Origin of the sequence: Parapedobacter sp. (genome assembly GCF_035556095.1) — a bacterium.
Taxonomy (GTDB): domain Bacteria; phylum Bacteroidota; class Bacteroidia; order Sphingobacteriales; family Sphingobacteriaceae; genus Parapedobacter.
The window spans coordinates 125,528-139,970 of sequence record NZ_DATMFT010000022.1; the positions used below are offsets into that span (position 1 = coordinate 125,528).

Here is a 14,443-nt window from a genome sequence, read left to right on the forward strand (position 1 = left end):
TAAATTTACTGATTGTCAATTAATAGGTATTCATCGACATCATCGTCCCGTTTTTAAATTAACACATGCAGCACCGCATATCGAAGTCCCTTTATACAACCGCACGCTTCATCCCTGGCGCCTTCACGCTCTCCTTATTACTCCTGTTTTCAACAACGACGCAAGCGCAACGCGCTACCACCAGTTCACCGTATTCACGGTACGGACTGGGAGAGATGCGCGGTGATGCGTTGCCACAGGCACGCGCGATGGGTGGTATTACCACCGGCATTCGCTATTTAAACGGGTATGGCAACATTAACGTAGGCAACCCGGCTTCGTACTCAGCGTTAGGACTTACCACGATCGATGTGGGTCTATTCGGTAACATTACCGAACTGAGCAAGAACGACTTGGTTGAAAATTCATACAATTTTTCCCTTAGCCATATCAATTTCGGCATACCTTTAGGCCGTCCGGGTGGCATCAGTTTCGGTATTATGCCGTTTTCTGATGTCGGTTTCAGTTACGCTATTCCGGGAACTATTGACACCACCGATATCCGTACCGTCTATGCCGGTGCAGGCGGCACCACGAAAGCTTACCTCGGCTATGGCATCCAAATCACGAAAAATTTCAGTGTAGGAGTCAATGCTTCGTATATTTTCGGTACGCTTGAGCGGATAAACTCGATTGAATTCCCCGGTGATGTAGGCGCACTGAATGTGCGGACAGACAGTAGCCAATACGTGAAGGGATTCAGTTTTGATTATGGGGTGCAGTATTTCCAACCCCTCGGTAACAACGTCAACTTGACTGTCGGTTACACGGGTACCGCAGGCTCACCGTTGAATACCAGCACCTCCCGGGTCATTACACGCACTCCAACAAGTGTAGAGGATGATCAAGAAAATCTTCCGGTAGATACCGTTTCCGTAGACGAGGGCTTAAAGCAACGGATTACCATGCCCATGAAACACAGCGTCGGATTCAGTATCGCCAAAGGCAATAACTGGCTGGTTGGTGGTGACTTCAATTATGCCAAGTGGAGCGATTATCGGGTAGGCGACAGCAACCCACATTTGACAGATAGCTATGGGTTTGCCGTCGGCGGCCAAATAACGCCCGACGTAACATCGGTGAATTACTTCGGTGTGGTGGACTACCGGCTCGGTTTCAAGTACGACAAATCACACATCAATATCGACAATCAAGACATTAACCGGATGGCGTTGACCGTGGGCTTCGGCTTTCCGTTGCCTTCTCTGTTTGGCTCATCATTCTATAAAATCAACTTCGCTACCGAATTCGGCCAAATGGGTACTTTATCCAACAACTTGGTGCGCGAACGTTATATTAACTTCAACTTAGGATTTACGCTAAACGATAGTTGGTTTAGACGCAGGTACTACGATTAGCGGATCCGCATCATCATGAGATGGGTATGCTTAGCAAAAATACAAGGATCTTCAGTATATATGCCCTATTGGGCATCGTGTTGCTAAGTGCCTGCGAGACCGACCTCAAAGAAGTGGACCGCATTGCCGCGATACAAGCGGAAGAACCTGTAGATATATCATTGGGCGTAACCGTTGTATATAGCGATTCAGCGTTAGTGAAAGCCCAGATGACGGCACCCGAAATGCGCCACTACAACGTTGAAGAACCTTATTATGAATTCCAGAAGGGTGTTACCATCGTTTTTTATGACGAAAACAGTGTGGAAACCCAACGCATCACATCCGATTATGCCATCCAGAAGGAGAAAGAAGAACTAATCGAATTCAGAGACAACGTGATTATTACCCGGGCCGACGGGGCCGTTATCAAGACAGAGGAACTCATCCACGATCAAAAGGAGAACACCTTCTACAACAACGTACCCGTTACCGCTTTCTTTAAGGATGGCGACAATTTGCGGGGCGATTACTTCACATCAAACGGGGATTTCACTGACGTTTATATCGACAATATGACAGCGTTGCATTATTTGCAACCAGGACAGGGACCTGCTTTCCGATAAGCATCTGCATTTTATTTAACTTTTTACGCTTTTTTTGATAAAAGTCGTATCTTGCGCCTCGTTTAAAAATGTGGATGCAACCACCTGAAAACAAGAATTTGACACAATAATATAACAGCTAAAAAAAACAGTTTTACACAGGCTATGGGATTGATGAATTATTTACGCAACCGCGCGGGAACGGTGATCGTTTTCTTTATTGGTTTTGCGATTGTTGCGTTTTTATTAGGGGATATAATCAGCTACGGTACGCCGTTTTGGGCTCGCAACCAAAACCAGGTTGGCAGCATCAACGGCGAGACCATTGATATCAACGCATTTAATGCACAGGTAGACCAAACCTCTGAAATGTTCCGGCAGCAGATGGGCGGCGGCAACTTGAGTCCACAGATGAAGACGTGGGCGGTGCAACAGGTTTGGAGCCAATACTTAAACCGTGAATTGCTGAAAAGTGAAGTCCAACGTATTGGCCTTTCTGTTGGGGGAACAGAACTGAATGACCTCGTGCAGGGCGACGACCCCTCCATGCAAATCCAGCAGGCATTTCGGAACCCACAAACGGGCCAGTTTGACCGCGATCAACTCAGCATGTTCATTTCACAGGTGAACACCTTACCACAAGGCCACGAAGCACACGGGCAATGGGAAGCACTCTTGCAAAATGTCATTGACGAACGGCTGAGCACCAAATACACCAATCTCGTCAGCAACAGCATTTACGTAACATCACTTGAGGCGAATGAAGCTTATAGTCAACGTAATAAATTGGCTAATTTTGAATACATATTGCTCGATTACCAATCACTAGCCGATAGCGCCATAACCATTACCGAAAAAGACTATCAGGCATATTACAACGAGAACAAAGGAGTTTTCCAAAACCGCGAAGAAACTCGCAGTTTGGAATACGTGGTATTCGATGCTAGCCCTACCGCCCAGGATACCGTTCGGGTACAAACCACCATCGAGGAACTCAAAGCACAGTTAGTAGAAACGAAAACAGACTCCTTATTCGCTGCTGTCAATTCCGATACAAAATATCCCTACATCTTCCGCAAGCAGGGTGAACTCGGACCTGCATTAGATACCTTGTTGTTTGGTGCAGCTGTAGGTACGACAGTTGGTCCCGTGCTCGCCAATGGGCGGTTTGAAATCGCAAAGGTGGTGGAGTCGTTGGTTGGCCCCGATTCGGTAAAAGCCAGCCACATTCTGCTCAACCCCGCTATCGAAGGCGGTGTAGACAAGGCAACTGCTAAAGCCGACTCTATCAAGACATTGATTGAAAACGGCGAAAGCTTTGCCGCGTTAGCCATCCAATTCAGTGTAGACGAAGGCAGCAAAATAAACGGAGGTGAGTTAGGTACATTCGGGCGGGGCATGATGGTTCCTGCATTTGAAAAAGCAGCGTTTGGGGCGAAGAAAGGCGAAGTGGTCATTGCTACCTCTCAATTTGGAATCCATATCATCAACGTCGAAGATCAGATCGGTTCATCGCGATTTGTCAAAGCCGCTATCATCGATAAGCAGGTAAATAGTGGCCGGGAGACGTTGGAAGCTGCCTATCGGCAAGCAACTCAATTCTTCGGCCAAATCGGCAGTTCAGATTTCGAAGAAGCGGCTACCCAGCAAGGGTTGTCTGTACAAAAGGCCGACGATGTAACCGCCATGGAAACGAATCTGATGGGCACTGAGGTACCTCGCGAACTCTTACGTTGGGCTTTCGATGCTGACAAGGGCGATGTCACCGACAAAATATATGAATCTGAAAATCATTATATCGTGGCAAAACTCACTGGCGTACGCGAGAAGGGCCAATTGCCATTGGCTGCCGTAAAAAGTGACATAGAAGATGTGGTGCGCAATCGGGTGAAGGCAAAAAAACTGATTACCCAAGCCGAAGAGGCTGCCAACGGCGCAACCAGCCTCGCGCAGATTGGCCAAAAATTGGGTAAAACCCCAGCCTTAGCAGAAAACATTGTGTTCGCCAACCCGGTTATCCCGGGAGTGGCCCAAGAAAATACGGTGGTGGGCACGGTCTTCGGATTGCAACCCAAGCAACCGTCGAAACCCATTAGGGGCTCGCAAGGTGTGTACGTAGTTGAAGTGAGCGGATTCGTAAATCCTGACGCTCCTACAGACCTCACTGCGCAAAAGCAACAGCTAACTCAGTCGGTGTCACAGCGTATCTGGTCATTGGCGTTCCAAGCATTGCAAGACAAGGCCGACATTGTCGACAATCGTGCCCGGTTCTTTTAAGGCGAGCACTGAACTTTATTTCGTACCTTTGTATCCGGGTAACGGCATCCGTTATCCGGATTTTTTGTGATGATTGAAACGAGATGAAAATACAGGAAACCATTGTAAATAAAGTGGCGCAGAGCGGACTGATGACCGTAGATCTTGCTAGTTTCTCCCCCAAGGGTGAACGGGTGGTCTACGACATCAAAGACAACCTGTTTCAAGGCCTTATCTTGCGTGAGAAGGACTTCAGGGAATTTGTAAACACCCACGATTGGCAGCAATATCAGGGTAAGTTTGTGGCCATTACCTGCTCGGCAGATGCCATTGTTCCTACCTGGGCGTATATGCTCCTCGCCAACCGATTAGAACCTTACGCAACGGATATCGTTTTCGGCGATGTTGCCACCTTGGAGACGGTACTTTATGAACGGGCATTGGAAAAGCTAGATATGGAACATTACCGCGACCAGCGGGTGGTGGTAAAAGGGTGTGGCGATATCGAGATACCCGAATCCGCTTTTGTCAAATTCACCACGATGGTAAGTAAAGTAGCCAAAAGCATTATGTATGGCGAACCCTGTTCTACCGTACCTGTCTTCAAACGCAAAGTATCCGTAACCAATGGGTAAAAGCGGCATTTTATTTGTATATTTCAGGATATGAAGAAGATGCTTATCCTCATTTGGGCCGTGCTCGCTTCGGTTTTTCTAACGCATGGGCAGTCGCTCCCCTACCTTAAGGAGCCTGCCTTCCAAGCAGGCGAAGAGCTCAGTTACCGCTTGCGTTACGGTATGATATCGGCAGCTACCGGGACATTGACGGTGGAAGATTCGAAAATCCAATTCAGCAGTCCGCAAAGTTACCATCTTTCGGCTCGCGGACAAACTTCCAGTGCATTTAGCATCTTTTTTACCGTGGATAACCGCTACAACTCCTATATCGATTCGCGTACCTTCCTTCCGCATTACTATACCGAAAACATCCGGGAGGGCAGCTACCGCCGTACAGACATTGTGAGTTTCAATCACCGCAACCAAACCGTTAAAGGTAATAAGGGTACGTTCAAGAGTCCATCGGCCCAGACGTTCGACCTTTTGTCGGCCTATTACTTCGCGCGTAATCTCGATTTATCCAACGTAAAAAAAGGACAGTCGTTCAAACTCACCTATTTCCTCAACGATGAAATAGCTACGCTTGGCATTGAGTATATTGGTGTAGAAACAATTAAAACATCACTGGGCACGCTGGAGTGTCTTAAATTCAGTCCGGAGATAAAACCTGGCCGGATTTTCCGAAAAGATAGCCGTCTATACCTCTGGGTGACCAACGATGGCAACCGCATACCTGTGAAGGCCCAAGTGGAAATCTTAGTGGGATCGGTAACGTTGGAATTGACCGACGCAAAAGGACTGAAATACCCACTCGGCGAACCCGCGAATTGACAAAAAGAACACGACCGATCATGATGATTGAAGTAGGCCCCGTATTGGTGAGTGAAGAACTGATAAAGGAAGAGTTTGTATGTAACCTCAGCAAATGCCGCGGTGCTTGCTGTGTGGAAGGTGATGCGGGTGCGCCCCTCGAACAAAAAGAACTCGATGTGCTGGCAGCTGTGTATCCAAAAGTGCAGCCATACATGACCGAAAAGGGAATCGCCACGGTTGAAGAGCATGGTACGCACGTTGTTGATACTGACGGTGATTTCACTACACCCTGCGTGGATGGCCATAAGGAATGTGCCTATGTGACCTGGGAAAACGGAATCACTAAATGTGCTATCGAAAAAGCATATGAAAATGGTGAAATCGACTGGCGGAAGCCGCTCTCCTGCCACCTCTACCCGATCCGTACAACAGCCTACCCCGAATTCGACGTGCTGCATTACGATCGCTGGCATATCTGCCATGCGGCCTGCTCCTTAGGTTGCGAACTGCAAGTGCCGGTCTATACTTTTTTAAAGGAACCGCTCGTCCGTAAATACGGCCAGCAATGGTACGATGAATTGGAAGAATCGGTGGCGCTGCTATAGGTTATTGTGGATTTCTTAGTATCTTGCGCCGTTTTGAAACAGACAAGTTAAATTCATGGCTGCCGACCGTTTTACATGCTCAAACTAAGCGAAATACAAAGGCCCATTGAAAGGGAACTGACAATTTTTGAAGATAAATTCAAGGAATCGATGCGGAGCTCCGTTCCGCTACTCGACCGCATCACCCATTACATCGTAAAGCGTAAGGGCAAACAAATGCGTCCGATGTTTGTCTTTTTTTCAGCGGGATCTTGCGGTGAAATCAATGACGCCACCCATCGTGGCGCAGCACTCGTAGAGCTTTTGCATACGGCAACATTGGTGCACGATGATGTGGTGGATAATGCCAATGTGCGACGTGGTTTCTTCTCGGTGAATGCACTTTGGAAAAATAAAGTTGCGGTGCTGGTAGGCGATTTCCTGTTGGCCAAAGGCATGCAGTTATCACTTGCAAACGACGATTTCGGTATGCTCAAGATTGTGAGTGATGCCGTCCAACAGATCATCGAAGGCGAATTGTTGCAACTCGAAAAAGCCCGACGCATGGACATCGATGAATCGATCTATTTTGAGGTTATCCGACAGAAAACAGCTTCGCTAATCGCATCTTGCTGTGCATGTGGGGCTGCGTCAACAGGTGCCGATGATGCGACAGTCGAACAGATGCGCCAGTTTGGTGAAAAAGTGGGCATGGCGTTTCAAATAAAAGATGACTTGTTCGACTTCGGCATAGACGATGTCGGAAAGCCGCTGGGCAACGACATTAAGGAGAAGAAACTCACGTTACCACTGATCCATGCATTGAAACAAGTGGGTAAACCGGAAAAACAACGGATCATCAACTTGGTTAAAAATCACAACGACGACTCCCAGAAAGTAACCGAAGTAATTGCCTTTGTAAAGGCAAATGGCGGCATGGAATATGCCTCTTCGCAAATGTTGGCATACCAACAAGAGGCTTTTAACATCCTCACCCATCTGCCCGACAATGCTTACCGCCATGGCTTAGAACAACTTGTAAGATATACAACCGAAAGAAATAAATAATATGAGCAACGAACTTCTATTTTTTGGTGGCTTTTTACTTTTCATCATTCTCATGCTGGCTATAGACCTTGGCCTGTTTAGTAAAAGCAACTCGGCAGTAAGCTTTAAACAAGCCGCCATTATGAGCGCGGTATGGGTGAGCTTTGCCCTCGGTTTTTACGTCATTCTACGTATTTGGGGCCATGAACTGCATAATATCGAAGATTTTGCCCGCTTGGCGGAGGTTACAGAAAAGCACTTACATAATATCCGCCTAATACCTGACGACTTTCTTGCTAGCTTGGAACTATACCGCCGCAACCTCGCGCTCGAATACATCACGGGCTATGTAGTCGAGTATGCGCTTTCCGTCGACAACATATTCGTCATGGTACTGGTTTTCAGCTCATTCGGTGTACCAACCCAATATTATCATAAGGTACTGGTATGGGGGATTATAGGTGCTATTGTACTTCGCTTCCTCTTTATCTTTTTGGGCGCAGCATTGATCAGTCAATTCGGATGGATACTTTATATATTTGGTCTGTTCCTGGTGTACACAGGCATCATGATGTTTATCCATCGAAACCAAGAAGAAGAAATTGATCCCCAAAACCATACGGTAGTCAAATTTGCGTCGAAGTATTTCTCTGTGTATCCCACCTTCGTAAACGGAAAGTTCTTCCATAGGGAGAATGCAAAACGGTACGTTACACCTTTGTTTTTGGTTTTACTGGTCATTGAATTTACCGACCTCATCTTTGCCGTCGATTCCATTCCAGCCATATTTGCGGTAACCAAAGACCCCTATATCGTATTCTTCTCCAACATCTTCGCGATTCTCGGATTGCGGTCCATGTTTTTCCTGTTGGTCAACATCATCCATAAATTCCATTACCTCAAAACCGGTCTTTCGTTCCTGCTGGTATTCATTGGGGCGAAAATGCTTTTGCATGATTGGCTATCAGGTATTGGCTTTACAACTTCACACTCGTTGATCATCATTGTGTCGATATTATTCATCAGTGTGGCTGCATCGCTCATTTTTCCTAAGAAAAAGATACCACAGTCCTAATACGCGGACATGAAGCCATTGCGCGTTAGCTGTACTTCGGCCGTTGTTTGGCGAAATCGGCCGTATCGCCGCTGCCGTAGGATACTTCGCTTGGAAACTGATGATAGACAACAACCTCGAAGAGGCACTACGTATTGGGGGTGATTGGCAGTGGGACTAATGCGCGCTAGAATAATACGTCTTGTATATCTTGGGTTTTCTTAAAAACACTTTTTGCATAAGGACATAGAGGCAGAATTTTGAGCCCATTTTCACGAGCAAATTCCACCGCTTCCATCACCAGATTTCTGCCGATTCCTTGCCCTGAAAAATCGGGGCTCACTTCGGTATGGTCAATGATAAATTTATGTTCACCTGCCCATGTATAGGTCATTAAACCCGCTTTTTCTTCATCCACCAAAGCCGTGAATTGTCCCTTTTTCCCGTTGTCATCTCGTTTAATTTCCATTTGCTCCCTTATTTGAATTACTTCGTCATTCGGTATAGGCAGTTTCCGTATTTTGAAACAGGAATGCCCATTTATCGGCCTGCTCAGCAATAATCATGGCCGTGGGTTTACCTGCGCCATGCCCCGCCTTTGTTTCAATACGGATGAGCACAGGATTTGGTCCCGCGTGGTATTCCTGCAAGCGCGCGGCAAACTTAAACGAGTGTGCGGGAACCACGCGGTCGTCATGATCCGCCGTGGTAACCATCGTTGCCGGGTAAGCCGTACCGGCTTTCAGCGCATGGTAAGGCGAGTACATATGCAAATAGTTAAACATTTCGGCATTATCATCGGCAGTCCCGTAATCGTAAGCCCATCCTGCCCCCGCCGTAAACTTATGGTAACGCAGCATATCCAACACACCCACAGCCGGCAGGGCCACTTTGAACAATTCAGGCCGCTGTGTCATAACCGCCCCCACCAGCAAACCACCGTTGGAACCACCTGCGATACCCAGCTTTCCGGGTGACGTATATCCTTCATCAATGAGGTATTCAGCGGCTGTAATGAAGTCGTCAAATACATTTTGCTTCTGGAGTTTTGTGCCGGCTTCATGCCATTTCTGGCCATACTCACCACCGCCACGCAGATTAGCTACGGCATATACACCTCCCTGCTCAAGCAGAATAATATTAGATGTGCTGAATGAAGGTGTCAGGCTAATGTTGAAACCTCCGTATCCATAAAGTAGTGTCGGGTTGCTTCCATCAAGCACAAGTCCTTTTTTATGCGTGATGATCATCGGTACCCTCGTGCCGTCTTGGGAAGTATAAAACACCTGTTTGGATTCATACTGCGTTGGATCGAAATCCACACCCGACGCTTTATATAATTCGGATTCGCCCGAAGCGATATCATATTTAAAAATGGTAGGTGGATACACATAAGAAGTAAACGAATAATACAAATCCGTGTCCGTTGTTTTCGCACTGAAGCCCCCTGCCGAACCCACATCTGGCAGTTCAATGGTACGCTCAAGTTTCCCGCTTCGGTCATATTGCAACACCATAGACGTCGCATCCTTTAGGTAATTCGCAAAGATCTTACCGCCACCAGTGCCAGCATTAAGCACATGCTTGGCTTCGGGAATTAAGTCCACCCAGTTTTCCGGCTTCGGATTATCGGCATCAACCGTAACGATTTTTCCGTTTGGTGCATCTAGGTTTGTGTAAATAAACAACCTATCGCCGTCGTTGTCGATAATCGCGTGGTCTTTTTCAAAATTATTGACCACATTTACAATGGGACTGCCCGATTTGGATAAATCCTGGATATATAATTCGCCACCGCTGGTTGTATTAGCTGCGGTGATAATGAGGAATCGCTCATCTTCGGTGAGGTATCCACCGATATAACGCCGGGGAGTGCTCGAACCGCCAAAGATAAGCGTGTCTTCGTTTTGCGGGGCCTCAAGTTTATGGAAGAAAAGCTGATGCTGATCAGTCACCCCCGAAAGTGTACTGCCTTCGTCAGGCTTATCGTAGCTGCTATAATAAAACCCTTCATTGCCGCGCCATGCCAGGTCGCTGAACTTCACGTCTACCAACGTGTCACCTACTATAGACTTGTCTTCCGCCCGAATAACGACAACTTTACGCCAGTCGGAACCGCCTTCCGACAACTGGTAAGCAACTAGGCTACCATCGCGTGAAAATGCGATACCGGCTAGGGACGTGGTGCCATCTTCCGAAAATTTATTTGGATCAAGAAAAACCTCCACATTACCATCTTCGCCTTTCTGGCGGTACAGCACACTTTGGTTCTGCAACCCGTCGTTCTTGTAGAAATAGGTATAATCACCCTCTTTAAACGGTGCGGAGAATTTTTCGTAATTCCACAGTTTTTCCAATCGCTTATAAATCGCATCACGGAAAGGGATTTGCTCCAGATAGGCTTCGGTTACCTTATTTTGCTCCGATACCCACGCCTTTGTATCATCCGCCATATCGTTTTCAAGCCAGCGGTAAGGGTCTGGCACCTCCGTGCCGAAATAATCATCTGTTACATCTCCTTTTCCCGTTGCCGGATAAGGTAGAAGACTGATCTCTTCTGCAGGCTGGATAGCCTGCTGGTTTTGACAGGCGGTAACAATCGTAGCCAATACGATAAGTTTTAAATTTTTATTCATGGTGCAATAGTCTTCGATAACCCATCCGACTAAAGCAAAGCTACAAGAATTTTTTAATTTTCCGCTGTAGAAAACCTCCCGCGGTCGCGGAGAACAGCACTCGGAGCTCACCGAAGGTAAATCAATGAACTTTCTTGGCACGCCAAGTGACCATATTGCATATAAAAGAAACTTATCGTAGCGATCTCATTGATGCCGAAAAAACGAACAAGATATCAATAACTTAGCGTAGCGATCTCATTGATGCCGAAAAAACGAACAAGATATCAATAACTTAGCGTAGCGATCTCATTGATGCCGAAAAAACGAACAAGATATCAATAATTTATCTAAGTTTGGCCGCATGGCAATACGCGATAAAGTTTATTTTGCTTCCGACTTCCACTTGGGCGCACATCCCCGTTCCGCAACGCGGGAACGGGAAGCGCGTATCGTCGCCTGGCTCGACCACATCAAGGCCGACGCCGCCGAATTATACTTGATGGGCGATGTCTTTGATTTTTGGTTTGAGTATGCCACAGTAGTACCCAGAGGCTACATCCGGTTTTTGGGTAAATTGGCCGAGCTGGCCGACGTAGGCGTGAAAATCACCCTTTTTAAAGGCAATCATGACATGTGGATGTTCGGCTACCTGAAAAATGAGCTTGGCGCAAGCATTGTCGACGACGAACTAGTTATTGAGCGGAACGGCAAAACATTCTATCTGCACCATGGCGACGGGTTGGGACCGGGTGATCGCACGTACAAAATTCTCAAGAATATATTCCGCAGCCGATTTTGCCAGTGGTTGTTTGCCCGGCTCCACCCCAATCTGGGTATCGGGATAGCCCAACGATGGTCGGCCCATAGCCGTATTGCTTCAGGCGGACAGGAAACGTTTCAGGGGGAAGCTAACGAATGGCTTGTAGTGTATGCGAAAGAACTCCTCGAACACCACTATTATGATTATTTCATCTTCGGCCATCGCCACCTACCGATTGACCTCGTATTACCCAAAGGCAGTAGGTACATCAATCTGGGTGAGTGGATAAACTATGATACCTACGCCGTATTCGATGGCAGAGAACTCGAGTTGAAGACATGGCCGGCGTAATCCCCAACGGATCGGTTGCACCCGAAGCTATGGAGGCTATACTCACCCGCGGGCTCGCTATTCCCCACGAATCGTTCGTGAAACTTACCGATATTATCCGGGTCATCGACCTGCCAAAAGGCAATCTGTTATTCAGTGCCGGCAAACTCGAACGTGATATTTATTTCATGGTCCGGGGTATCGCACGTGTTTATTATCATCGTGGAGATCACACCACTACACTCTGTTTTAACAGCGAAGGGGAAGTGCTGATTTCCCTAAAAAGTTATATTGAAAACCAGCCCGGCTACGAAAACATTGAATTGCTGGAACCGAGCAGGTTACTCCAGCTAAAAACCGGTGACCTCGATAAACTGTACACTTCGGATATACACGTCGCAAATTGGGGCCGCCGGTTAGCCGAGCAGGAATTGATAAAGACCGAAGAACGCCTGATGTCCAAATTGTTTAATACAGCATCAGAACGTTACCGCGAACTTATGCAGAAACAACCCCAATTACTCCAACGTGTACAATTAGGCTATATCGCTTCGTACCTTGGCATCAGCCAGGTAACTCTAAGCCGTATTCGGGCGGATATCAAGTAGTTTTTATCATTTGTAAAAAGGTTAGTCCTGTTAATTGCGGATATTTGCACTGTTGACATTTAACAAAGATTAGCATATGAATTGGATTATCCTTATCATCGCCGGCCTTTTTGAAGTCGGCTTTACGACAAGCCTAGGCAAAGCAAAAGAAACCACCGGGACGGCATCGTACCTGTGGTACGGTAGTTTCGCAGTGTGTCTAACGGTAAGCATGGTTTTGTTGATTAAGGCCACACAGACACTGCCTTTGGGTACAGCCTATGCAGTATGGACCGGTATCGGGGCGGTAGGCACGGTATTGATGGGAATCATTTTCTTCAACGAACCTGCTACCTTATGGCGACTGATATTCATCACCACACTCATCGGCTCCATCATCGGTCTTAAGGTTGTTGCATCGCATTGATTGGAGTGTCGTTCAATTTACCGACTGAAAACCATAAAAAAACGTACTTTTGCACTTAGTTTTTACTGCACGGTATACGGTCTTTGTTCGGTATCTGGAGAACGGACACCCCAACCAAAGGCAGAAATCACAATTAAGGCATTATGTTAGAGAAATTAAAAGCCATAAAAGACCGCTGGGACGAGGTGGAACGTGAATTGAGCAGCCCCGAAGCGATTAACGATATGAAGCGTTTCGCCCAGCTCAACAAGGAATACAAAGACTTGGGTAAAATTGTCGATCAATACCACATCTATAAGAATATGGTGAGTAATATCGACACTAATAAAAATATCCTAGCTAACGAAAAGGACCAGGAACTGCGCGAAATGGCCAAGGAGGAGTTGGATATCTTATTGGAACAGAAAGAAGCTAAAGAAGAAGAAATACGCCTGATGCTCATTCCCAAAGACCCCGAGGACTCCAAGAACGCTATATTGGAAATACGTGGTGGTACCGGGGGGGACGAGGCTGCCCTTTTTGCCGGTGACCTGTACCGGATGTACAGTCGCTTTTTCGAGGAGAAAGGCTGGCGCACCGAAGTAATGGATGTGACCGAAGGTACGGCGGGTGGCTATAAGGAAGTTATCCTGAAGGTAACCGGAGAGGATGTCTATGGTCAATTGAAGTACGAGTCGGGTGTACACCGCGTGCAACGTGTTCCTGATACAGAAACCCAAGGAAGGGTGCATACGTCGGCCGCATCGGTAGCCGTACTGCCAGAGGCAGAAGAGGTGGATGTGGAAGTCAATCCTGCCGATATTGAAATGCAGACCTCCCGTTCAGGCGGTGCCGGAGGACAGAACGTAAATAAAGTAGAAACCAAGGTTCAGCTCACTCACAAACCCACCGGCATCGTGGTGGTATGCCAGGTTGAACGCTCTCAGTTAGCCAACAGGGAATTGGCCATGGAAATGCTGCGGTCTAAACTCTATGAGTTGGAAGTACAGAAAAAACACGGCGATATCGCTGCTAAACGGAAGACGATGGTTTCTACAGGCGACCGATCTGCCAAGATCCGGACATATAACTATCCGCAAGGCCGGGTCACCGAACACCGCATCGGGCTTACCATGTACAACTTGCCAGCAGTGATGGACGGTGATATTCAAGAGATTATCGATGCCCTCCAGTTTGCCGAAAATGCGGAGAAAATGAAAGAAGGTGCCACCGGTTAATTATTTTAAAATTTTTGTTTGCAAATAGATAAAACAAGCTATATTTGCAGACCCGAAAGGGAAGCAGGTTCGGTAGTTCAGCTGGTTAGAATACATGCCTGTCACGCATGGGGTCGCGGGTTCGAGTCCCGTCCGGACCGCCAGTTTTAAAA

At 47.1% G+C, this 14,443-nt stretch carries 14 protein-coding genes and 1 tRNA gene; 13 read left to right on the forward strand and 2 right to left on the reverse strand.

Going from position 1 to position 14,443, the window contains the following annotated elements:
* Positions 1 to 65 precede the first annotated feature (65 nt).
* The 8 genes from VNQ80_RS14435 (at position 66) to VNQ80_RS14470 (ending at position 8,373) form a co-directional block, all read left to right on the forward strand.
* Complete coding sequence (locus tag VNQ80_RS14435; protein ID WP_325639838.1) at positions 66 to 1,397, forward strand: hypothetical protein; 1,332 nt, start codon at positions 66 to 68, stop codon at positions 1,395 to 1,397.
* Between the two features lie 26 nt (positions 1,398 to 1,423).
* Positions 1,424 to 2,002, forward strand: a complete 579-nt coding sequence (lptC, locus tag VNQ80_RS14440) for an LPS export ABC transporter periplasmic protein LptC (RefSeq protein ID WP_325639840.1) — start codon at positions 1,424 to 1,426, stop codon at positions 2,000 to 2,002.
* 144 nt (positions 2,003 to 2,146) lie between these two features.
* The gene (locus VNQ80_RS14445; protein WP_325639842.1) at positions 2,147 to 4,258 is read left to right on the forward strand and encodes a peptidylprolyl isomerase; all 2,112 of its coding nucleotides are present in this window, start codon (positions 2,147 to 2,149) and stop codon (positions 4,256 to 4,258) included.
* Between the two features lie 83 nt (positions 4,259 to 4,341).
* A complete protein-coding gene (locus tag VNQ80_RS14450) occupies positions 4,342 to 4,872 on the forward strand; it encodes a DUF2480 family protein (protein WP_325639844.1) in 531 nt (176 codons plus the stop codon).
* Positions 4,873 to 4,902: 30 nt separating this feature from the next.
* On the forward strand, positions 4,903 to 5,685 hold the full coding sequence (locus tag VNQ80_RS14455; protein WP_414693003.1) for a DUF3108 domain-containing protein: 783 nt from the start codon (positions 4,903 to 4,905) through the stop codon (positions 5,683 to 5,685).
* A gap of 23 nt (positions 5,686 to 5,708) precedes the next feature.
* The gene (locus VNQ80_RS14460) at positions 5,709 to 6,272 is read left to right on the forward strand and encodes a DUF3109 family protein (protein ID WP_325639996.1); all 564 of its coding nucleotides are present in this window, start codon (positions 5,709 to 5,711) and stop codon (positions 6,270 to 6,272) included.
* Positions 6,273 to 6,347: 75 nt separating this feature from the next.
* Positions 6,348 to 7,319 carry a polyprenyl synthetase family protein gene (locus tag VNQ80_RS14465; RefSeq protein ID WP_325639846.1) on the forward strand — a complete coding sequence of 324 codons (972 nt, stop codon included), beginning with the start codon at positions 6,348 to 6,350 and terminating at the stop codon, positions 7,317 to 7,319.
* 1 nt (position 7,320) lies between these two features.
* On the forward strand, positions 7,321 to 8,373 hold the full coding sequence (locus VNQ80_RS14470; RefSeq protein ID WP_325639848.1) for a TerC family protein: 1,053 nt from the start codon (positions 7,321 to 7,323) through the stop codon (positions 8,371 to 8,373).
* Positions 8,374 to 8,539: 166 nt separating this feature from the next.
* Here VNQ80_RS14470 and VNQ80_RS14475 read toward each other — a convergent pair whose 3' ends face one another.
* Positions 8,540 to 8,821 (reverse strand): GNAT family N-acetyltransferase, encoded by a 282-nt coding sequence (locus VNQ80_RS14475; RefSeq protein ID WP_325639850.1) that lies wholly within the window; start codon positions 8,819 to 8,821, stop codon positions 8,540 to 8,542.
* A gap of 25 nt (positions 8,822 to 8,846) precedes the next feature.
* Positions 8,847 to 10,988, reverse strand: a complete 2,142-nt coding sequence (locus VNQ80_RS14480; protein ID WP_325639852.1) for a prolyl oligopeptidase family serine peptidase — start codon at positions 10,986 to 10,988, stop codon at positions 8,847 to 8,849.
* A 343-nt stretch (positions 10,989 to 11,331) separates the two neighbouring features.
* Here VNQ80_RS14480 and VNQ80_RS14485 point away from each other — a divergent pair, with 343 nt between their 5' ends.
* The 5 genes from VNQ80_RS14485 to VNQ80_RS14505 all read left to right on the forward strand — a co-directional run bounded on the left by VNQ80_RS14485 (position 11,332) and on the right by VNQ80_RS14505 (position 14,434).
* Entirely contained in the window at positions 11,332 to 12,081 is a 750-nt protein-coding gene (locus tag VNQ80_RS14485) for a UDP-2,3-diacylglucosamine diphosphatase (RefSeq protein ID WP_325639854.1), read from the forward strand.
* The gene (locus tag VNQ80_RS14490; protein WP_325639856.1) at positions 12,069 to 12,668 is read left to right on the forward strand and encodes a Crp/Fnr family transcriptional regulator; all 600 of its coding nucleotides are present in this window, start codon (positions 12,069 to 12,071) and stop codon (positions 12,666 to 12,668) included. Before VNQ80_RS14485 ends, VNQ80_RS14490 begins: the two co-directional genes overlap by 13 nt.
* A gap of 76 nt (positions 12,669 to 12,744) precedes the next feature.
* Entirely contained in the window at positions 12,745 to 13,074 is a 330-nt protein-coding gene (locus VNQ80_RS14495; RefSeq protein WP_325639858.1) for a multidrug efflux SMR transporter, read from the forward strand.
* Between the two features lie 143 nt (positions 13,075 to 13,217).
* On the forward strand, positions 13,218 to 14,291 hold the full coding sequence (gene prfA, locus VNQ80_RS14500) for a peptide chain release factor 1 (RefSeq protein WP_325639860.1): 1,074 nt from the start codon (positions 13,218 to 13,220) through the stop codon (positions 14,289 to 14,291).
* A gap of 66 nt (positions 14,292 to 14,357) precedes the next feature.
* Positions 14,358 to 14,434, forward strand: a tRNA-Asp gene (locus tag VNQ80_RS14505).
* Positions 14,435 to 14,443: the final 9 nt, after the last annotated feature.